Annotated in this window: 22 protein-coding genes; 16 read left to right on the forward strand and 6 right to left on the reverse strand. The window is 59.7% G+C overall.

The window, feature by feature from the left end:
• Positions 1-111 precede the first annotated feature (111 nt).
• The 3 genes from ACTG2S_RS09915 to ACTG2S_RS09925 are packed head-to-tail and all read right to left on the reverse strand — an operon-like array spanning position 112 to position 2,283.
• Positions 112-918: a MipA/OmpV family protein gene (locus ACTG2S_RS09915; protein WP_274160391.1), complete on the reverse strand. Its 807-nt coding sequence runs from the start codon at positions 916-918 to the stop codon at positions 112-114.
• Between the two features lie 35 nt (positions 919-953).
• Positions 954-2,024, reverse strand: coding sequence for an AI-2E family transporter (locus ACTG2S_RS09920; protein ID WP_005352935.1), 1,071 nt, complete (start codon positions 2,022-2,024; stop codon positions 954-956).
• 25 nt (positions 2,025-2,049) lie between these two features.
• Positions 2,050-2,283, reverse strand: coding sequence for a sulfurtransferase TusA family protein (locus ACTG2S_RS09925; RefSeq protein WP_069529159.1), 234 nt, complete (start codon positions 2,281-2,283; stop codon positions 2,050-2,052).
• Between the two features lie 121 nt (positions 2,284-2,404).
• Between ACTG2S_RS09925 and ACTG2S_RS09930 the strand changes: the two genes are divergently transcribed.
• Positions 2,405-3,859: a beta-barrel assembly-enhancing protease gene (locus ACTG2S_RS09930; RefSeq protein WP_005333848.1), complete on the forward strand. Its 1,455-nt coding sequence runs from the start codon at positions 2,405-2,407 to the stop codon at positions 3,857-3,859.
• A gap of 104 nt (positions 3,860-3,963) precedes the next feature.
• On the opposite strand, the gene ACTG2S_RS09935 is transcribed toward ACTG2S_RS09930, so the two are convergent.
• Entirely contained in the window at positions 3,964-4,446 is a 483-nt protein-coding gene (locus ACTG2S_RS09935) for a TlpA family protein disulfide reductase (RefSeq protein WP_265776368.1), read from the reverse strand.
• Between the two features lie 60 nt (positions 4,447-4,506).
• On the opposite strand from ACTG2S_RS09935, the gene arsC reads away from it, so the two are divergent.
• Positions 4,507-4,857, forward strand: a complete 351-nt coding sequence (arsC, locus tag ACTG2S_RS09940; protein ID WP_128835936.1) for an arsenate reductase (glutaredoxin) — start codon at positions 4,507-4,509, stop codon at positions 4,855-4,857.
• Positions 4,854-5,237 (forward strand): DUF2069 domain-containing protein, encoded by a 384-nt coding sequence (locus ACTG2S_RS09945; protein WP_005333836.1) that lies wholly within the window; start codon positions 4,854-4,856, stop codon positions 5,235-5,237. The genes arsC and ACTG2S_RS09945 overlap by 4 nt, the downstream gene beginning before the upstream one ends.
• 56 nt (positions 5,238-5,293) lie before the next feature.
• Here the strand turns inward: ACTG2S_RS09945 and ACTG2S_RS09950 are convergent, their stop codons facing one another.
• A complete protein-coding gene (locus ACTG2S_RS09950) occupies positions 5,294-5,902 on the reverse strand; it encodes an ACP phosphodiesterase (protein WP_019445363.1) in 609 nt (202 codons plus the stop codon).
• A gap of 387 nt (positions 5,903-6,289) precedes the next feature.
• Here ACTG2S_RS09950 and ACTG2S_RS09955 point away from each other — a divergent pair, with 387 nt between their 5' ends.
• The gene (locus tag ACTG2S_RS09955; protein ID WP_376890803.1) at positions 6,290-7,072 is read left to right on the forward strand and encodes an ABC transporter substrate-binding protein; all 783 of its coding nucleotides are present in this window, start codon (positions 6,290-6,292) and stop codon (positions 7,070-7,072) included.
• 66 nt (positions 7,073-7,138) lie between these two features.
• On the forward strand, positions 7,139-8,269 hold the full coding sequence (gene iadA / locus ACTG2S_RS09960; RefSeq protein ID WP_274160392.1) for a beta-aspartyl-peptidase: 1,131 nt from the start codon (positions 7,139-7,141) through the stop codon (positions 8,267-8,269).
• Between the two features lie 103 nt (positions 8,270-8,372).
• Here the strand turns inward: iadA and ACTG2S_RS09965 are convergent, their stop codons facing one another.
• Complete coding sequence (locus ACTG2S_RS09965; protein ID WP_274160435.1) at positions 8,373-9,275, reverse strand: lysine exporter LysO family protein; 903 nt, start codon at positions 9,273-9,275, stop codon at positions 8,373-8,375.
• Between the two features lie 533 nt (positions 9,276-9,808).
• Between ACTG2S_RS09965 and ACTG2S_RS09970 the strand changes: the two genes are divergently transcribed.
• From ACTG2S_RS09970 to ACTG2S_RS10020, 11 genes are all read left to right on the forward strand, one after another.
• Positions 9,809-10,579 carry an ABC transporter ATP-binding protein gene (locus ACTG2S_RS09970; RefSeq protein ID WP_005337310.1) on the forward strand — a complete coding sequence of 257 codons (771 nt, stop codon included), beginning with the start codon at positions 9,809-9,811 and terminating at the stop codon, positions 10,577-10,579.
• 49 nt (positions 10,580-10,628) lie between these two features.
• Complete coding sequence (locus tag ACTG2S_RS09975) at positions 10,629-11,402, forward strand: ABC transporter substrate-binding protein (RefSeq protein ID WP_005337307.1); 774 nt, start codon at positions 10,629-10,631, stop codon at positions 11,400-11,402.
• Between the two features lie 211 nt (positions 11,403-11,613).
• The gene (locus ACTG2S_RS09980) at positions 11,614-12,354 is read left to right on the forward strand and encodes an ABC transporter permease (protein WP_005352911.1); all 741 of its coding nucleotides are present in this window, start codon (positions 11,614-11,616) and stop codon (positions 12,352-12,354) included.
• A 3-nt stretch (positions 12,355-12,357) separates the two neighbouring features.
• Positions 12,358-13,050, forward strand: coding sequence for an ABC transporter permease (locus tag ACTG2S_RS09985; protein ID WP_058053806.1), 693 nt, complete (start codon positions 12,358-12,360; stop codon positions 13,048-13,050).
• A gap of 176 nt (positions 13,051-13,226) precedes the next feature.
• A complete protein-coding gene (locus tag ACTG2S_RS09990; protein ID WP_274160393.1) occupies positions 13,227-13,886 on the forward strand; it encodes a TIGR01621 family pseudouridine synthase in 660 nt (219 codons plus the stop codon).
• Positions 13,887-13,912: 26 nt separating this feature from the next.
• Positions 13,913-14,596 (forward strand): HAD family hydrolase, encoded by a 684-nt coding sequence (locus ACTG2S_RS09995; protein WP_274160394.1) that lies wholly within the window; start codon positions 13,913-13,915, stop codon positions 14,594-14,596.
• A 224-nt stretch (positions 14,597-14,820) separates the two neighbouring features.
• Positions 14,821-15,957, forward strand: coding sequence for a 4-hydroxyphenylpyruvate dioxygenase (gene hppD, locus ACTG2S_RS10000; protein WP_274160395.1), 1,137 nt, complete (start codon positions 14,821-14,823; stop codon positions 15,955-15,957).
• On the forward strand, positions 15,950-17,101 hold the full coding sequence (locus tag ACTG2S_RS10005; RefSeq protein ID WP_110302312.1) for a homogentisate 1,2-dioxygenase: 1,152 nt from the start codon (positions 15,950-15,952) through the stop codon (positions 17,099-17,101). Before hppD ends, ACTG2S_RS10005 begins: the two co-directional genes overlap by 8 nt.
• Positions 17,102-17,111: 10 nt before the next feature.
• A complete protein-coding gene (locus tag ACTG2S_RS10010) occupies positions 17,112-18,107 on the forward strand; it encodes a fumarylacetoacetate hydrolase family protein (protein ID WP_439982417.1) in 996 nt (331 codons plus the stop codon).
• 139 nt (positions 18,108-18,246) lie between these two features.
• Positions 18,247-18,882 carry a maleylacetoacetate isomerase gene (gene maiA / locus ACTG2S_RS10015; RefSeq protein ID WP_005361400.1) on the forward strand — a complete coding sequence of 212 codons (636 nt, stop codon included), beginning with the start codon at positions 18,247-18,249 and terminating at the stop codon, positions 18,880-18,882.
• A 458-nt stretch (positions 18,883-19,340) separates the two neighbouring features.
• On the forward strand, positions 19,341-20,837 hold the full coding sequence (locus ACTG2S_RS10020; protein ID WP_274160397.1) for a C69 family dipeptidase: 1,497 nt from the start codon (positions 19,341-19,343) through the stop codon (positions 20,835-20,837).
• Positions 20,838-20,975 lie beyond the last annotated feature (138 nt).

The raw sequence follows: 20,975 nt of genomic DNA on the forward strand, positions 1-20,975 counted from the left end.
TGAATTGGCGGCCTGAGCAGGCTGTACTACCAGCCTGATGATGGCCGTGAAAAAGGGAGCCAAGGGCTCCCTTTTGTTTGGTCGTGTCTCACGGTTCAAGACTCATAACTGTTACCAGATATAGCCCAGCGCAAAACCCGCATAAAGTTCGCCATCGTGCTGGACGATGGGGCTGTTTTTGATGTCCCGATCATACCATTCGTAGTTCATGGCAAACATGCCAATCCAGTTGGGGCTGAAGCGGTAACTGGTGATGAGGGCCGTCATCGGGGAGAGGGTGGTACCGGTATCCCAAGCAGGCCGCTGGGCAGTCGCCTCGCTCTCGGAGATGCCGCCGAAATAGTAGTTGGCCATCTTGTCGCTGCGCAGCATCAGCCCCATCCCCGGCATGATCAGCAGGTTGTCACGCAGGATGGGGAAATCGGCCCACAGCAGCAGCTCCTGTCCCTTGCTGCGGCCGGTGACATCGCTGTTGGCCCGCAAGGTCAGCAGGGCATAGGGGGTGATGATGTTGCCACCGATCCCGCCTTCCAGCTGCCATTTTCGCTGCTCCATGCCAGTAAAGGCCGGAGAGTCCTCGGGATCCAGATTGCCAAAACGGACCCGGCCATAGCCGTAGAGGGCCACGTTCTCATCCTTGTGGAAGTAGTAGCGGGCCCGATCTCCCAGAAACATAAAGTCGTCGCCGAAGTAGATAAAGCCCGGGATGGCGTAGAGGGCGTTGTCCTGCGCTTCATAGCGGGCTTGTCCCCCGATGAGCGCCGCTCCGGCGACAAAGCCCTGTGGCACCGGGCTGGTAGGGCTGTCGCTGGTGAGCAGATCCATGGCGCCAAGATCGATATCGGCACGCGCTGGCATGGCGGCAGCGAGGAGCAGGGCCGTCAGCCCTGCCGCTCTGATTTGACGAAAAAAGGTCATGGACACTCCGTTGTCACGATTGCAGGAGAAGCAGGTTATTTTGCGGCACTGGGCATCTCTTCACGTTTTGGCCAGGCATTGATCACCGCCTTGACCAGGGTGGCGAGGGGAATGGCGAAGAAGACTCCCCAGAATCCCCACAAGCCGCCGAAGACCAGCACGGCAATGATGATGGCCACCGGATGGAGATTGACCGCTTCCGAGAAAAGCACCGGCACCAGCAGGTTGCCATCGAGGGCCTGAATGACCAGATAGGCCACCATCAGCCAGGCGAACTCCGGGGTGAGCCCCCACTGGAACAGGGCGACCATGGCGACCGGTACGGTCACCACGGCGGCGCCGATATAGGGGATCAGCACCGAGAAGCCGACCGCGACCGCCAGCAGCACCGAGTAGCGCAGTCCCATCAGGGCGAAGGGAACATAGGTGGCGATACCGACGATGAGGATCTCGATCACCTTGCCGCGGATGTAGTTGATGATCTGGTTGTTCATCTCGACCCACACCCGGTTGACCAGGGTGCGGTTGCGCGGCAGGAAGCGGCGCAGGCTACCCATCAGTACCCGCTTGTCTTTGAGCATAAAGAAGACCATCAGCGGCACCAGAATGAGGTAGATCATGATGGCGACCACGTTGACCAGCGAACTGAGGGAGGCGCTCACCAGATGCTCGCCGCCACTGAGGATGCGCTGGCGAATATTGTCGATGACGGTCTCCACCAGACTGACGTCGATGAGCTCGGGGTATTTGTCCGGCAGGGTGCGCACATAATCCTGAGCGTGGGTCAGCATAGCCGGCGCCTCTTTGGCCAGATTGATCCCCTGACTGACCAGCGTCGGGATAAGACCCAGCAAGGAGGCGACTGCTACCGCAATAAAGAGGATCAGAATGACGCTGGTGGCCAGGGTGCGCGACAGCCCCGCTTTTTGCAGCCGGGCGACCGGCCACTCCAGCAGATAGGCCATTACCAGCGCCACCAGCAGGGGGGCCAGCAGATCGCCAAACAGCCAGATGATGGTGAAGCAGAACACCAGCAACAGAAAAAGGGTAACGGCATCGGGATCGGAAAAACGGGTCTGATACCAGCGCTTCAATACTTCTAACATGACGGCATCCTTACATCACTGGGGCTCAAGATGGTTGTTTCGCCCCGACAACCAACTGCAAAGAGAGGGTTTTGTCCGCTTCTTGCTGCACCTCGACATGGTGGCCCTGACGGTGCAGATAGGCCGGAATATCCTGCCGGGAGCCCGCATCGGCCAGCCGGATGGTGACGGTTTGACCGCTTTTGGCCTCCCTTAACCAGAGCTTGAGCCGGATCAGCGGCTCGGGGCAGCGCCAGGGGGTCAGGTCGAGAATTTCCATGGGGGCTCCATCAGGCAGGTGGCCGCTATTATGGCCGTGATAAGAGCATGAAACAACGCTTGTAGCCCTTGATGGGCAAGGGTATTCTGCCGAGGCCCTTTCTGATGGAGATAGAGATAACGTGGCACGTTTTTCCCCCCTGATGGCATCGCTTCCCCTGCTGGCTTCCCTGATGGGCGCCACGTTTCATGCCGAGGCCAACAATCAGCTTCCCGACATCGGCACGGCCGGGGTTGCTGCCCTGCCCATCGAGCAGGAAGTGCGTTACGGCAACGCTTTTATGCGCTTTGCCCGTGCGGGTCTGCCGATCATCGATGATCCGGTGCTGAGCCAGTACATTGATGATCTGGGTCAGCGATTGCTGACCAACGCCGATGGGGTGCGTTTCCCGTTTACCTTCTTCCTCATCAATGATCCCAGCATTAACGCGGCCGCCTTCCTCGGCGGGCGAGTCAAGGTGCACACTGGTCTATTCCTCTACGCCGACAGCGAGAGCGAGCTCGCCTCGGTACTGGCCCACGAAATCACCCACGTGACCCAGCGCCATATCGCCCGTTATATGGAGGCGCAGGCGAGCAGCTCGGCGGTGACCCTGGCCGGTCTGGTGGGCTCCATCGCGCTGGCCGTGATCAACCCGACTGCCGGTATCGCCGCGCTGCAGACCACGCTGGGCCTCTCCATGCAGTCTGCCATCAACTACACCCGCGACAACGAATATGAAGCGGATCGCATCGGCATGAAGACCCTCTATGATGCCGGTTTCGACCCCATGGGGATGGCCAACTTCTTCCAGAAACTGGCTGCCGAATACCGTTACGCCAGCAAGCCGCCGGAAATGCTGCTCACTCACCCGCTGCCGGAGACCCGGATTAGCGAGGCCCGCGCTCGGGCGGGCAGCTATGGTCGCCGCGACTTGCCGCCCAGTCTCGACTTCTGGCTGGCCAAGGTGCGGATTCAGGTGCGTTTTGGTACCGATACCCCTCAGGGGCTGCTGAGCTACTTCGATAGCCGGATCCAGAAGGGGGATTACCCGCTCAAGGATGCCGCCATCTATGGCAAGGCACTGGCGCTGATCCAGCTCAAGCGCACTGACGAGGCGGATACCCTGATGCAGGAGCTGGCGGCCCGTCATCCGGAAGATCTCTTTATCGTCGATGCCCAGACCGACATCGATCTGGCCAAGGGGCGCAGTGCCCAGGCCATCGCGCGCCTCGAGAAGTTCCGCAGCCGGATGCCGGATAACGAAGTGGTGGTGGTCAATCTCGGCAACGCCTACCTCGAGAGCGGCAACTACAAGAAGTCCATCGCCATCCTCGACCCCTATGCCCGTGCCCATGAGGAGAACAATCTGGCCTGGAACCTGCTGGCCGATGCCTATCGCAAGGCGGGCAGAATGACCGAGCTGCATATGGCGCGGGCCGAGATGCTCGCACTGCGCGGGGATTATCAGGCGGCCATCGACGAGCTGATCGTGGCACGCGGTACCACCAGCGATCGGATGACCCTGGCTCGTCTGGAGGCGCGCATCACCGAGCTGGAGCGGGCCAAGAAGGATCTCGACAGCCTCAAGGGCTAACGAAACCTATCAAACAAGGGCGCACTATGGTGCGCCCTTGTTGTTTATGGCGGTGGCGTTGATGTCGGTGAGGTTGATGCTGGTGAGGTTGATAGAGCGACGGGCTAGTGACTCATGCTGCTGGCGGTCGCCTTGAGCATCTCGATCTGCTGCTGGTCGAGCTCACCGACCAGCGTCTGCTTGAGCTTGCCCTCGCTATCGAGCAGATAGCTGGTGGGCAGGCCGCTTGGGCGAGGGAAGGGGAGCCAGGCATCTTCATTGGCAATAAGGAGCGGCACCTTGATGTGATACTGCGCAGCCAGCTTGTCCAGCTCTGCTGGCGTGGTCGGGTCGTAGTTGATGGCCAGCACTGTGATCTGGCCCTCCGCTGCCAGCCTGTTGAGGCGCGGCATCTCCCGCAGGCAGGGAGCGCACCAGGGGGCGAAGTAGTTGACCAGGATCGGCTTGCCGGCAAAGTGGCGCAGGCTGACCGACTTCCCTGTTGCATCGGTAAATTCGGGGGCGGGTGTGCAGGCGCCCAGCAGGCCAGCCACAATCAGCCAACAAATTCGTTTCAATTCCTTTCCACTGCCGCTTACCCTGACCATCACTTTCCCCTACAATAGCGCCGTTTCTAATCCCATCTTGCGATTAATCAGGGAGTTACCATGAGCGAGACCCAAATCTACCACAATCCGCGCTGCTCCAAGAGTCGCGAAACCCTGGCCCTGCTGGAACAGCACGGGATCGCCCCTGATGTGGTGCTCTATCTGGAGCAGGCCCCGAGCGAAGATGAGATCCGCAACCTGCTCTCTCTGCTTGGTTTTAACGATCCCCGCCAGCTGATGCGCACCAAGGAGGAGCTCTACAAGGAGCTGGGATTGGCCGATGTCAGCGGTGATGCCCTCATCCGCGCCATGCACCAGCATCCCAAGCTGATCGAGCGCCCCATCGTCATCAAGAATGGTCAGGCCCGTATTGGTCGCCCGCCGGAGCAGGTGCTGGAGATCCTCAAGTGAGCACCCGCTTCGCACGTTGGCTGACTCTGGTCGGCTTCTTCGGCCTGCTGGGCTGGGTCATCCTCTGGCATCTGTGGCTGTCACCCCACCCGGACCTCAACCCCTGGCTGCTGCCGGTGATCTGGACGGTGCCGCTGCTCTTCCCTCTCAAGGGGATAGTGCAGGGCAATCCCTACACCCACGCCTGGGGCAACTTCGTGTTGATGCCCTATTTCCTCCACGCCCTCACCCTGATCACCACGGATGAGGGGGAGCGGTGGCTGGCGGTGGTGGAGCTGGTCTTCACCACTCTCGCCTTTGTCGGCACCATCTATTACGCCCGACTGCGTGGTCGGGAGCTGGGCTTAAGCATTCGCAAAAAGAAAGACGAAGCCAACTGATGACAAATGCCCCGCAAGGGGCTTTTTTTATGGGGAAGCTGCTTTATCCAGAGGGATCACTGTGCCCCTTGGGCTGCCCGATATTGGGCCAGCTGCTGCTGGCTAAAGTCCATCAGCTGGGGATAGAAGCGCAGAAATCCCGCCTCGCATGTTTGCCACTGCGACTCATCGAGGGTCAGCAGCGCCTCTCCCAGTTGTACCGGGCGGCGCAGTCGGCGGCCGATGCCATTTAGCGCTTGCCCCAGCCCCTCCCTGTGGCGGTAGGAGGCGATCCAGTTCTGCTCGGCCATCCGTTTGAGGGGGAGTGGCAGTCCATCCGGCAGGCGTGGGTGATCCGCCAATAGCTGCTCATAACTGCGTTGCAGGAAGCGGGGCAGGGGCTCGGTGCTGAACAGTCCCCAGTGCAGGCTCAGCCAGTGGTCGTAGATCATATCAACCACTATGCCGCCAAAGCGGCGCCAGGGGGCCTCGAAACAGGCGACGGCCGCCTTGTGCTCGGGGTGGCCGTCGGTGAAAGCGTCAATTTTGCGGTGCAACCAGATCCCCTCATCGAAGTGGGCGGCAAGCCCCGTGGGCAGCGTGCCTTTGACGAAATCGCCGAGCAGATTGCCGGTGAGGGAGCTTCGGGTATGGGCAGCCAGATGGAGATGGGCCAGAAAATTCATCGGTCGCTGTGGGTCTGTTATGGGATGGCAAGGTGCTTCGAGCCTAACGGATCCCGCCCGCCTTGACCATGATCGGGATTTTGCTACTGCCCTGCGGCTGCCTCTTGCCGGGCAAAATTCGGGCGTGCTAAGGTGATTGCCATCTTTGTCACAGGACGCGACAAACTACCATGATGCGCAAAGCCAGAGGCTTTTTTCTGGCCTTCTACTTTAAGCCTTTCTATCTCTCCGAGTGGTTCGACGAATAGATCGAACCTCTGGAGCAGTTCACTGACGCCCGCTCGGGCGTGATCTCACTCATCCAGATTTTGCCGCTTTTGGTCATCGCATGTATTCGCCTGCGATGCCTTGTCCGCGCCTGTGCGCTTTTTATGTAATGGAGTACTCATGATGAAGATCAGACTGACCCTCTCAGCCCTGTTTGTTGCCAGCCTGCTGGCCACCCCCGCCATGGCCAAGGAGTGGAAAACCGTGCGCTTCGGGGTGGAGGGGGCCTACCCGCCCTTCTCCTGGACCGATGCGTCGGGCGAGATCAAGGGGTTTGATATCGACCTCGCCAACGCCCTTTGTAAGCAGATGGCGGTCAAGTGCGAGTTGGTGGCGCAGGATTGGGACGGCATGATCCCGGCCCTGCTGTCGCGTAAATACGACGCAATCATCGCCGCCATGTCGATCACCGACGAGCGGCGCCAGAAGGTCGATTTCACCGAGAAATATGCCCATATTCCCAATCGCTTTGTGGCGGCCAAGGGGACAGAGCTGACGCTGACCCCGGAAGGCATGGCGGGCAAGCGCATCGGTGTGCAGCGTGCCACCACCCACGACAAGTACCTGACCGACAATTTTGGCTCGAATGTCACCATCGTCCGCTACGGCAATGCCGATGAGGCCTATCTCGATCTGAAAGCGGGTCGGGTGCTGGCCCTGTTGGCCGATGCCTCTGCCATTGAGCAGGGGCTCCTTGGCAAAGAGGGGGGCGACCAGTTCGACTATGTGGGGCCCGCCCTGACCGATCGCCAGTGGTTTGGTGATGGCATGGGGATCGCCGTGCGCAAGAGCGATAAGGAGCTCAAGGGCAAGCTGGACGAGGCGATCAAGGCCCTGCGTGCCAACGGCACCTATCAGCAGATCAACCAGAAGTACTTCAAGTACGATATATATGGTGGTTGACGGGGGGAGGGAGCTTGCTCCCTCTCTTTTCATTGGGCAAGCGACAATCGTGCAAGGAGGATCGCCATGTTGACCCTGATCGAGGGGGCCGAGATCTTCAGCCCCTCCCACCTTGGCCAGCAGGATCTGCTGGTGGCTGATGGCCGTATCGCCTGGATGGGCAAGGGGTTGACGGTGCCCACAAACTGGCCGCTGCATCGGGTCGATGGTCGTGGCCGCTATCTGGTACCCGGGCTGGTGGATCCGCTGGCCCATATCACCGGCGGTGGCGGTGAGGGGGGCTTTGCTTTTCGCACCCCGGAACTGGCGGCGAGCGAGGCGCTCAAGGCCGGCGTCACCACCCTGGTGGCGGCGCTTGGCACCGACAGCCTGACCCGCACTCCCGCGCAGGTGCTCGGCAAGGTGCGCGAGTTTCGCGCCGCCGGGGTGAGCGCTTTTATGTATACCGGCTCCTACCATCTGCCGGTCAAGACCCTGACCGGCACGGTGGAGTCGGACATCATCCTGATCCCCGAGGTATTGGGGGTGGGGGAGGTGGCCATCAGTGACCACAGATCCAGCGCGCCGACCCACGATGAGCTGGCCAGGCTTGCCAGCGAGGCGCGAGTAGCCGGGCTGCTTGCGGGCAAGAGCGGGATCAGCTTCTTTCATGTCGGGGATGGCAAGGGGGCATTGGCCCCCCTGAGGGCTCTTCGCGATGAGACCGATATTCCGCTGCGCCAGCTCTATCCCACTCACTGCAACCGCAACCCCTGGCTCTTTGCCGAGGCCATCGAGTGGGGCAAGGCGGGAGGTTGGGTCGACCTCACCACCTCGAGCTTTCCCGATCTGCTGGAGGATGGCGAGCGGCTTGCCGCCGATGCGTTTCTCGAGCTGCTGGCTGCCAACGTGCCTGCCGATCGCATCACCTTCAGCTCGGATGCCAACGCCAGCCTGCCGCGCTTTGATGGCGAAGGGCGGCTAATCGAGATGCGCTGTGGTCAGATTGTCAGCCTGTGGCTGCAGTGTGTGCGCGCGACCCGGCTCGGTGTCTCGCTGGAGAGGGCGTTGGCCGCGGTGACGAGCAATCCGGCACAGGCGCTGGGGCTTGGCAGCAAGGGGCGTATCGGGGTCGGGCAGGATGCGGATCTGCTGCTGGTGCACGACCGGACGTTTGCTATCGAAAGGGTGATGAGCGGCGGCCTGTGGCGCGAATAAGGCTGCGGGCAATATCGCAGCCAGTGCGAGTGCGTGGTTGCTCCAAACAGCAAAAGCCCGACAACAAGGTCGGGCTTTTTTATCTGCAATGTGGGAATCAGGCTTAGAGCGCCAGAAACCCGAGGATCAGGATGGGGCCGAGCAGGCTCAGGATAAAGCCGGAGACAATGGCCACCGGCACCACCTGAATGCCCCCTGATTTCTGGATGACCGGCAGGGTGAAGTCCAGCGCCGTGGCGCCGCCATAACCGATGGCTGCCGAGGGGTGGCGTCGCATCAGGACCGGGATGATCAGAATGGCGATAAGCTCACGCCCAAGATCGTTGATAAAGGCAGCAGAACCGAGCACCGGCCCCAGTTTGTCGGCCACCAGAATGCCGGAGAGCGAATACCAGCCGAAGCTCGAGCTCATCGCCAGACCATGGGCAAAGGGCATCCCCAGCAATTGGGCCGCTAGCAGGCTGCCCAGCCAGCTGCTGAGGATGACGGTGGCGGCGATTTTCATCCCCCAGGGGTTGAGCAGGATCTGGCGCAGCCGCATGCCGGAGTTGCGCATCTGCACCCCGATGAGAAACAGCAGCAGCATCAGGGCCCACTCACTCCACTTGTCGATGGGCAGTGCGCGCAGATCCACCAGTAGACCCAGCAGCACGCCGCCGAGCACCACAAAGCAGAGCTGCAGGGATTCCCACAACAGGTGCAACTTGCCCGGCATCTTGGCATCGCTCGCCTCGTGGGTCGGCGGCGTGCGTTTGTCGAGCCACCAGAGGGCCAGCAGGTTGCAGACCGTGATCGCGGTGAGCATCACCCCGGCGACCTTGAAGATCACCGCCAGATTGCTGCCCAGGTTCTCCACATAGGCAAGCCCGAGCCCCATCAGAAACAGAATGAGGTAGACCATCTTGCCCAGACTCTGGTTGACCAGCTTGATCAGTCGGGCAGAGGAGAGGGTAACCAGATAGCCGATTGCCAGTGGCAACAGGATCAGCAACACATTGAGCAGCATCGAGGCCTCGATCACAAAAACTGATAAAAACACCACCTTATCATTACTTATTGGCTCTGTGTCACATATCTATCGCTTTCATGGCCGAAAACAGCCCTTTTGGGGGCAGATTGTTACTTTTTTGCCACAACCTCTCTGTTTGATAAGGTGCTGTGCGAGCCCGAGTGCACCAATGAAATCAAGTTGATCCAATCGGGGGGCCGATATTTCGCTCGGCAAGGGGGTGCATAAAGCCATTTTGGTGCCGGTTTGGCACACATCACGCTTTTCTCTTGCCACTGATATGATTGGGGTATAAAAAGGCGGTATCGGAACAGCCATTGAAACGGCTGTTTATGCAAACAAAGTGCTGAAAAATACGCAAAGGGCGAATAAAAATAGAGCGAATCCCCTGAAGACCCTCGTTCTGTATTGTTTTTTCACTATCCGGGTGATATTTTCGCTGAAGGTTGCCATCGGTTAACTTTTTGTTAAATGGACGATGGTTGAGTCACGCCCCCTGCGGCGTCTAGGGACAGACAAGGTTGTAATGGATGAGCGACGTTGCCGCACTGGAAGTACGTGATCTGCACAAATATTTTGGCACCCACGAAGTGCTCAAGGGCATCGACATGACCGCCCACAAGGGGGATGTGATCTCCCTTATCGGCTCCTCGGGCTCGGGGAAGTCGACCTTTCTTCGCTGTATCAATCTGCTCGAAACCCCCTCATCCGGCACCGTCTCGCTCCATGGCGAGTTGATCCGGATGAAAACCAGCCGTGCAGGCGAGCGGTTGCCCGAGGATATGCGTCAGGTTGAGCGGATCCGCAGCCGACTGGCCATGGTGTTTCAAAGTTTCAATCTCTGGTCACACATGACCATCATGCAGAACATCATCGAAGTGCCAATCCAGGTGCTCAAGGTGCCTCGCGCCGAAGCACTGGCCAAGGCAGAGCAACTGCTCAACCGGGTTGGACTCTGGGAGCGGCGCGACTACTATCCCGGCCACCTCTCCGGTGGTCAGCAGCAGCGGGCCGCCATTGCCCGTGCGCTGGCGGTAGAGCCCGAGGTGATGTTGTTCGATGAACCCACCTCGGCGCTGGATCCCGAGCTGGTAGGGGAGGTGCTCGGCCTGATGCGTGAGCTGGCCGAAGAGGGGCGCACCATGCTGGTGGTGACCCACGAGATGTCGTTTGCCCGGGATGTATCTAACAAGGTGATGTTTCTGCATCAGGGGCGCGTGGAAGAGGAGGGCAACCCCAAGGAGATTTTCGCCCATCCCAAATCCGAGCGGTTCAAGCAATTCATCTCCTCCATCTACTGATGGCGGGATGCCTGGTTACCCAATCAACTGTTTTATCAAGGAGAGATACATGAACAAGCTGATGCTGGCGACAGCCGTAGTTACTGCCCTCGCGTCCGGTAGCCTGATGGCCAAGGAGTGGAAAGAGGTCCGGATCGGGGTTGAGGGTGCCTATCCCCCCTTCTCCTGGACCGAGCCCAGTGGCGAGGTGAAAGGTTTTGATATCGACATCGCCAACGCCCTGTGCGAAGAGATGAAAGTGAAGTGCACCCTGGTCAAGCAGGACTGGGACGGCATCATTCCGGCGCTGTTGTCGCGCAAGTTTGACGCCATCATCGCCACCATGGACATCACCGAAGAGCGCAAGAAGAAGGTGGACTTCACCCAGAAGTACCAGCACATTCCTGCCCGCTTTGCCGCCAAGAAGGGCACTGATGTGCAGCTCGACAAAGCCTTTATGGAAGGCAAGTCCGTCGCGGTGCAGCGTGCAACCTCCATGGATACCTTTATTACCGACAACTTCCCCAATGCCACCATCAAGCGTTACGGCACCGCCGATGAAGCCTATCTCGATCTGAAATCCGGTCGTGTGGACTATGTGCTGGCCGACTCTGCCGCCATCACCGACGGTCTGCTGAAGAAAGAGGGGGGTGATGCCTTCGAATTCGTCGGCCCGAAACTGACTGATCCCAAGTGGTTTGGCGAGGGTGCCGGTATTGCGGTGCGCAAGGCTGACAAGGATCTGAAAGAGAAATTCAACGCCGCCATTCTGGCGCTGCGTGCCAACGGCAAGTACAAGGAAATCAACGACAAGTACTTCGAGTTCGACGTTTACGGAGAGTAAAACAAAGAGACGTTTACGGCGAGTAAGTCCAAAGACGTCTACGGCAAGTAACGACAGGTTGATCCCGTCAGTAGTCATCGGGCCCGTCACCTCCCTGAGGGAGTTTACGGGCCCGCATTGATTGCAATGGAGCTGCACATATTTCATTCGGACTGCTATGGAGCCTTCTGGTTAGCAGGTACGTGAAGATTCAGTGGCGATGGAGCTGCATATGTTTGATTTGAAAGGATACGAAGCCTCGCTGCTGGAGGGCGCCTGGGTCACCCTGGAAGTGGCGCTGGCCTCCCTGCTGCTGGCGTTGCTGCTGGGGATGCTGGGGGCGCTGGCCAAACTCTCTCCCTACAAGTGGGCCCGGGCCATCGCCACCGGCTACACCACCATTATTCGCGGTATCCCCGATCTGGTGCTGATGATGCTGCTCTTCTTTGGCGGCCAGGTGCTGATCAACGGCATCTGCACCTGGGTCAACGAGACTTACAACAGCTGGTTGCTGGAGAGTAATCCCAATCAGGAGTGGGTCTCCCTGCTGCCGGACTATATCGACATCAGCCCCTTTGTGGCCGGTGTCGCGACCATCGGTTTTATCTTCGGCGCCTACATGACCGAGACCTTTCGCGGCGCCATTCTGGCAGTGGACAAAGGCGAACTGGAGGCCGCACGGGCCTTTGGCATGCGGGCAACCCAGGTGTTTGTGCGGATCCTCTTCCCCCAGATGATGCGCCACGCCCTGCCGGGGTTTGGCAACAACTGGCTGGTACTGCTGAAAACCACCGCGCTGGTCTCCATCATCGGCCTCGATGACATGGTGCGCAAAGCCTCGCTGGCGGCGGGCTCGACCCAGCAACCCTTCACCTTCTACATGGCGGTGGCGTTAATCTTCCTGATCTTCACCGCAGTCTCCACCTCGGCGCTCAAGTGGGCCGAGCGTCATTACGCCATCAAGACGAGGTAAGCCATGGATTTCTCAATCATTCTCAAAGAGTGGCCCACCTACTGGGAGGGGCTCTATACCACCGTCTGGCTGGTGGCCCTCTCTCTGCTCCTTGGGTTGATGCTGGCTGTGCCCATGGGCATCCTGCGCAATAGCCGCAACTGGCTGATCAAGGGGCCAATCTGGGCCTATATCTACTTCTTTCGCGGCACCCCGCTGCTGGTGCAGCTCTTTATCATCTACTACGGCGCCGCCCAGTGGGAGTGGCTGAAGAACAGTGCCGCCTGGTCGCTCTTCTCCGAAGCTTGGTTCTGTGCCCTGCTGGCCTTCACCCTCAATACCGCCGCTTATACCGCCGAGATCGTGCGCGGGGCGGTACACAATATGCCGCGCGGCCAGATTGAGGCAGCCAACGCCTTTGGCATGACCCGCTGGCAGACTCTGACCCGGATCATTTTGCCCAACTCGTTTCGCCGGGCACTGCCGGCTTACAGCAACGAGGTGATCTTCATGCTGCAAGGCTCGGCGGTGGCGGGCATCATCACCATCGTCGATCTGACCGGCGCGGCGCGGATCATCAACTCTCGCTACTACAGTCCGTTCGAGGCCTTTTTGACCGCAGGGCTGCTCTATATGCTGCTCACCTTTGTCATCGTCTGGCTGTTCAAAAAGTGGGAAGCGCGCTGGCACGCCCACCTGCGCCCGCGCAATGTGTAAGGGTTGACCTGCCAATATGAGCGAAAATGGCTCCGCCTGTTGCAGGCGGGGCCATTTTTTATCTTTATCCTCTGCCCGCCCGGTTTGCCAAATAGTGCCCGAGCAGGGAGAATGCAGCACTCCCGAGAGCCGCCAGTCGTTGGCTGTGAGCCTTATTCCCCAGTTCCCGAGGTTTTATGTACCGGATATTGTTTGAGCATCCCGCTTTCCTGGTTATCGACAAGCAGCCCGGCATCGGCATGCACGACGAGAAGGGCGACGGGGAGTCGGTCAATCCGGGGTTGGTCAATCGCGTGAAGGCCGATACCGGGCTCACCCTCTATCCGGTGCACCGACTCGACAAGATGACCTCCGGGCTGGTGCTGCTAGCCCGCACCCCAGAGGCGAACCGTGAGCTGAGCATGGCTTTTGCGGCCCGTGAGGTGAGCAAGCAGTATCTGGCGCTCTCCGATCGCAAACCCAAGAAGAAGCAGGGTTGGGTGAAGGGGGATATGCAAAAGGGGCGCGGTGGCAGCTGGATGCTGGTGCGTACTCTGGATAATCCTGCCATCAGCTGGTTTGATTCGGTATCGGTGCGCGAGGGGCTGCGGCTCTATCGCATCAAGCCCCAGACCGGCAAAACCCACCAGATCCGGGTTGCCCTCAAAAGTATCGGCGCCCCCATTCTCGGGGATGAGCGCTATGGCGGCACGCCAGGCGATCGCGGCTATCTGCACGCCTGGCGACTGAGTTTTACCCTGGCGGGCGAGCCGTTAGACTTTGTCTGTCCGCCCGATGTGGGGAGTGAATTTGTCACTCCCGAGCTGACCGCTGCGATTGCAGCCCTTGCGCCCTGATGCTTATGCGCCCAGCGTCTGACACCATGATCCATTCAGCGAAAGAGCGTGATCCTGACGGACGTGCACCACGCTGGATCCTGGCCGACTTTGACGACACCCTGGCTCCCGGCGACAGCCACGCCGGTCTGCTGCGCTATATCCTGCGCCGCCGGATCTGGCCGCTGTTGCTGTTGCCGGTGATTGCGCTGGGTGGTTTGGTCTATTTGTTGCCAAGTCAGCTACTACCCAGCCAGCGGCGGCGCGGTATCTCCCTTATCTGGTGGGCCATCACGTTGGGGCTTTCCCCTTTGGGCTGGCGCAAGCTGGTGCGTGCCTACTGCCGCACCAGGCCGGGGTTGTATCGCCAAGCTCGCGAGCTGCTGCAACGCGAGGGGGCGCGCTGCTGGGTGATCTCCGCCAGTCCCTGCGCGCTGGTGCGCGCCCAGCTCTATCAGCAACTGCCCGGCCAGTTGCCCCACCGGATCATTGGCTCGCAGATGCACTACCGTTTTGGCGGCCTGATGCCGCGCTTCTATTGCCACGGCCAGCACAAGCTGCTGCCGGAGATTTGCGCCCTCGATGCCGAGCTGGCCTTGAGTGACAGCCTGCACGATCTGCCGCTGCTGGGGTTGGGGAAAGAGGCGTGGTTGATCAATCCGACGCCTGTGCGACTGCAAAAGGCCCGGGCCCGCTTGCCCCATCTGATGGTCAAAAACTGGCAACTGTAATGCAAAGCTGACAGCCATGCGGGTCGTCACCGTTTGATCCGCAAGGCCGCAGCTTGAATGTCACAATCCATTTACATTCTTTGCTGCCAGCTGCGAAAAACTATCTGCAACCCGCCTCTTCTCTTCCTGCTACGTCCTGCTTCTAATGAAACAAGTTGTTAACACTTGCCGCACCGCTGGGTGCCGCAATCCGTTTTAACCGAATCAAGAGCAAGGAGCGCCCGATGAATGCCACCTCTTCCGCCACCCATACCATCAATCCGTTAGGCACAGACGGTTTCGAGTTTGTCGAGTACACAGCCCCCGATGCCAAGGGGATTGCCGCCCTCAAGAGCCTGTTTGTTTCGCTCGGGTTTGCCGAGGTCGCCAAGCACAAACACAAGCAGTGCTGGCTCTACCGGCAGGGGGATATCAATTTTGTGGTCAATGCCGAGCCTCACTCCCAGGCGGAGCAGTTTGCCAGCCTGCACGGGCCGAGCGTTTGCGGCATGGCATTTCGGGTGAGCGATGCGGGCAAAGCCCAGCAGTACGCCATCGCCAAGGGGGCCAAGCCCTTTGTCGGCAAGATTGGCCCGATGGAGCTCAATATTCCTGCCATCTACGGTATCGGCGAGAGTACGCTCTCCTTTGTCGACCGTTATGGCGACAAGGGCTCCATCTATGACGTGGATTTTGTCTTCTACCCCGACTGGCAGGCCCGGATGGCAGAGGTAGATGCCGGTCTTATGGAGATCGATCACCTGACCCACAACGTCCATCGCGGCAATATGGATGTCTGGTCCAACTTCTATGAGCGGATCGGCAACTTCCGCGAAATTCGCTACTTCGATATCGAGGGCAAGCTGACCGGGCTGCATTCGCGTGCCATGACCGCCCCCTGCGGCAAGATCCGCATCCCCATCAACGAGTCGGCGGATGACAAGTCCCAGATTGAGGAGTACCTGCGTCAGTACAAGGGGGAGGGGATCCAGCACATCGCCATGGCCTCCAGCGATATCTACCACACCATCCGTACCCTGCGCAGCCGCGGTACCGGCTTTATGCCGACCCCGGATACCTACTACGAGAAGGTGAACAGCCGGGTCGAGGGGCATCAGGAGGATCTGACGGCCCTCAAAGAGCTGCGCATCCTCATCGACGGCTCCCCCACCAAGGATGGCATCCTGTTGCAGATCTTCACCGATACCGTGATTGGCCCGGTTTTCTTCGAGATCATCCAGCGCAAGGGCAACGAAGGGTTTGGTGAGGGCAATTTCAAGGCTCTGTTTGAATCGATCGAGCTGGACCAGATCCGCCGCGGCGTGCTGGATGGCGGCGAGGATGAGAAGGGTGCCCGCAAAGAGGGAACGAACGATGCGTAACTGGATTAACTTCCCCCATCGGGAGGGGACCCACTCCCGGCAGGCCCATGCCGACCTGCCGGAGCAGGCCATCTATGAGCGCGAACTGGGGCGCAGCGGCTTTTTCGGTCCCGCCACCCACATGCACCACAAGCATGCCCCCACCGACTGGAGCAGTTGGGAGGGGCCGCTGCGGCCACGGCTGTTTGACCTCAATGCCCTGCAGGAGGAGGTGAGTTCCCTCTCCCCTTGGGTGGCTCCCGACATTCTCAGCAACCCCCACTGCCGCTATCGCATCTGGCGGCTCTCCGAGGCGATGCCGTTTCTGGTGCGCAACGCCGACGGCGACGAGCTGCTCTTTATCCACGAGGGGAGCGGTGAGTTCTTCTGCGACTACGGCCATCTGACTCTGCGGGACGGCGACTATGTGGTGATCCCCCGCGGCACCATGTGGCGCATCGAGCCGACGGCGCCCCTGTTCATCCTGATGATCGAGGCGACCAACGACAGCTATCAGCTGCCGGACAAGGGGCTGGTGGGCAATCACGCCATCTTCGACCCGGCGGCGCTGGATGTGCCCGCCATCAACGAGCGCTTTTTGGCCCAGCAGGATGAGAATCCCTGGTCGCTGCAGGTGAAGCGCCACGATCAGGTGTCGGTCATCACCTGGCCGTTCAACCCGCTGGATGCACAAGGGTGGCACGGCGACTTGTGCGTGGTGCGCCTCAACTGGCGGGATATCCGCCCGCTGATGAGCCACCGCTACCATTTGCCGCCGTCGGCCCATTCGACCTTTGTTGCGAGCCGCTTCGTGATCTGTACCTTCGTGCCGCGCCCCATCGAGAGCGATCCCGGGGCCCTCAAGGTGCCCTTTTATCACAGCAATGACGATTACGATGAAGTGCTCTTCTACCACGCCGGGGACTTCTTCAGCCGGGACAATATCGAGCGGGGCATGGTCACCTTCCATCCCGCCGGTTTCACCCACGGCCCCCATCCCAAGGCGTTTGCGGCGGGGCAGGCCTATGCCAAGAAGTTCACCGACGAGGTGGCGGTGATGCTCGATACCCGCGATGCGCTGAACGTCGGCAGTCTGTGCGAAGGGATCGAGAACACCCGGTATGTATCCAGCTGGCAGCGCCCGGACGCGGCTGCCGGCAAATAAGGAATCGCTTATGAAATTGGCAACATTGAACAATGGCAAGCGCGATGGCGCTTTGGTGGTGGTGAGCCGGGATCTGACCCGGGCGGTGCGGGTGAGTGACATTGCCCCGACTTTGCAGGCCGCCCTCGACGAGTGGGCCGAGGTTGCCCCCAGGCTGGAGGCTGTCTATCAGCAGCTTAACGAGGGCCGTGCGGTAGAGGCGTTCCCCTTTGATGAAGCGTCTTGCCTCTCTCCGCTGCCGCGAGCCTATCAGTGGGCCGATGGCAGCGCCTACGTCAACCATGTGGAGCTGGTGCGCAAGGCCCGCGGCGCCGAGATGCCGGAGAGCTTCTGGCACGATCCGCTGATGTATCAGGGGGGCTCCGACAGCTTTTTGGCTCCCCGTGGGCCGATTGTGATGGGATCGGAGGAGTGGGGGATCGATTTCGAGTCGGAAGTGGCCATCATAACCGACGACGTGCCGATGGGGGTAAGCCCGCAGGGAGCTGCCAGCCATGTCAAGCTACTGATGCTGGTCAACGACGTGAGCCTGCGCAACCTGATCCCGGGGGAGCTCGCCAAGGGCTTTGGCTTCTTCCAGTCCAAACCATCCAGCGCCTTCTCGCCGGTGGCCATCACCCCGGATGAGCTGGGCGATGGCTGGCGCGATGGCAAGGTGCTGCTGCCCCTGCGCACCCATCTGAACGGCGCCCTGTTTGGCGCACCGGATGCCGGGGTGGACATGACCTTCAACTTCTTCGAGTTGATTGCCCATGCGGCCAAGACCCGTCCCCTTGGTGCCGGTTGCATCATCGGCTCGGGCACCGTCTCCAACTACGATCGCAGCGCCGGTTCATCCTGCATCGCCGAGCGCCGCATGCTGGAAATTCTTGATTGTGATCAAGCTATAACCCCCTATTTGCAGTTTGGTGATAGAGTGTCGATCGCGATGGAGGATCGCTCTGGCCAAAACCTGTTTGGCACCATCTCTCAACAGGTGGTGCCAGCGAGCGGTCAGGGAGGTTGATGGCCAGCGCCGGTTGGCGGCAAGGATATTCGGGATATGTCCGGATCACGACGAGCCCTCAACCGGTGCCGGATACACAAGGAGGCAGGTGGTGAGCACCTGCCGGGCTTCGGGCCCAGATAAGATGCAGGGACAGATTATGTTGCAGTTGTTTGGCTATTGGCGTTCGTCGGCAAGTTTTCGGGTTCGGATCGTGTTGCAGCTCAAGGGGCTCGCCTACGAGCAGCATCCCATCAATTTGCGGCAAGGCGAGCAGAGCGAGAAGGCCTATCGCCGGATCAACCCCCAAGGGCTGGTGCCGTTTCTGGTGGATGGCGATGTGCAGATCGGTCAGTCGGTCGCCATCATGGAGTACCTTGACGAGACCTATCCCGCCTATTCTCTGATGCCCTCTTCCCCCGACGCACGGGCTCGAGTGCGCCAGATCGTCAACATGATCGCCTGTGATATTCACCCGCTCAACAATCTGCGGGTGCTCAACTATCTGGAAGAGCACTTCAGGGCCAACAACGAGCAGGAGGCCCGCTGGTATCGCCACTGGATTGACGAGACCTTCACCGCCCTCGAACAGCTGTTGATGACCACCGCCGGTGTCTACTGCGTCGGCAACGAAGTGACCCTGGCCGACTGCATGCTGGTGCCCCAGGTCTACAACGCCCGTCGCTACGACATGACCCTGGACGATTACCCCACCATCCGCCGCATCGTCGCCAACTGCGAACAGTTGCAAGCCTTTATCAAGGCGGCCCCCGCCAACCAGCCGGACGCGCAGTGACCTACTGACTTGAATCGCGGGATGGCATCAACACGCCATCCCGCGCGTTATATCTCCTCATTTCATTATTTCCCTTCTGTATGCGCCTTGCGTGCCTCGTGTTGACGGCTGAATGTCGCCAAGGATCCTGCACTTGTCACACTTATCAATATTTTGCATCGATTGAGTCTTTGTTGTTGGTGTTTTGGGCTGCCAGTCACACTTAAGTCAGTTGATTGGGCCTAGTATCGCCACGCCAGCGGAACAGCGGAAAGCAGAAATACGCACAGGTCGCCTATCAGGGGGCCTTGGCTACCTCCCTGGTTTCCACGGTTTATCCGCACTGCTCTTTTTCGTGTTTACGGTTTGATGGCCCACACTGTCCGGCCCGTGTCACTGCGCAGATCCCTTGTGACAGCGGCAGGTTGACTGGCGTGCCACCGCTTATTTGCAACCACTCTGTGCAACAAGGAGATCTCATGCATTCCTTCAAAAAGTGCGTCGTCGCACTCTCCATCAACCTTGCTCTCTTCTCGTCGGCGTTCGCCTGTACCACCTTACTGGTCGGCAGCGAGGCCAGCGCCGATGGCTCCATGATGGTGGCCCGCAGCGCTGACAGCGATGCCCTGAAAGCCCAGCATTTCGTGATCCATCCGGCCAAGCAGGGGCAGAGCGGTATGCACAGCTCCAAGGCTCACAACGGTGCCAATGATTTCAGCTATCCCTTGCCGAAAAACTCCCTGCGCTATACCACGGTACCGAACTGGAAGACCCAGCTGCACGGCGCCACCGGGTTCAACGAGAAGGGAGTCGGGGTGAGCGGCACCGAGTCCATTTTTGCCTCACCCGAAGCGCTCGCCTTTGACCCCTATGTGGAAGATAAGGGGATCACCGAGGATGACATTCCCGATGTGTTGCTCTCTCGGTCCACATCGGCCCGCGAGGCGATCTCGTTGCTGGGCAACATCATCGAAACCATAGGGGCAGGAGAGGGATTTGGCGTCGCCGTGGTGGATGATAACGAGCTCTGGTATCTGGAGACCGCCACCGGCCACCACTGGATGGCGCAGCGTCTGCCGAAAAATCACTATTTCGCTACCGGTAATCAGGGCCGCCTGCAGCAGTACGATCCCGCCAGTACCGACATGATGGGCTCGAAAAATCTGATCGAATTTGCCACCGAGAAGGGGCTCTACCATCCGCAAAAGGATGGGGCGTTCAACTTCTCGAAAGCCTATACCCGCGATGACGAGCGGGATCGCACCTATAACGATCCGCGAGTCTGGACCATCCAGCAGATGTTCAACCCCTCGCTCAAGCAGGCGGTGGATGCCGGTCGTCAGTTCCCGGTCACCCTCGCCCCCGAGAAGAAGATGACGCTGGAGGAGGTCAAGGCGGTGCTGCGCAATCACTATGACGGCACCGAGCACGATCCCTACAGCAAGGGGTTGAACGGTCAGGAGCCGTGGCGCCCCGTCAGTGTGTTCCGCACTTACGAGTCTCACGTGATGCAGGTTCGCCCCTGGATGCCGCGTGAGGTGGGGGAGGTGACCTATCTGGGCCTCGGCATGGCGGATCTGACCGCCTTCGTTCCCTACTACAGCGGTCTGGAAGCCTATCCGGCGCACTATGCCATGGGCAGTGACAAGGCCGACAGCGACTCCATCTACTGGAAATATCGCAAACTGCAGACCTTGGTGATGACCGATTACCCCAAATTGGCCCCCATGGTGAAGCAGGCGTACCAGAGCTGGGAGGCTAAGATCGCCAAAGAGCAGCAAGAGATGGAGGCCAACTATCTGAAAACGGTCAAGACCAACAAGGTTGCCGCCAACAGCATGCTCAATGACTTCAATCTGCGGGTGATGCAGGAGGCCGAAACGCTGACCGAAGATCTGACCAACCAGATCTTCACGGTGCGCACCCAGGATATTCAGGCCGATATCTTCTTCGCCAACAAGGCGAAAAAGGATTAACCGCGACGCACTCATCATGCAACAGGGGGGCTGCGGTCGGTTTGAGCCGCCGCCGGGCTGATCGGTTCCTCTGATCACTTTCCCACTATCGATGCCGGAGCCTGTACTCTGGCATTTTTCCTTTATGACATCCCGCCA

This window comes from Aeromonas sp. 82P, from assembly GCF_051919365.1.
Lineage (GTDB): Bacteria > Pseudomonadota > Gammaproteobacteria > Enterobacterales > Aeromonadaceae > Aeromonas > Aeromonas veronii.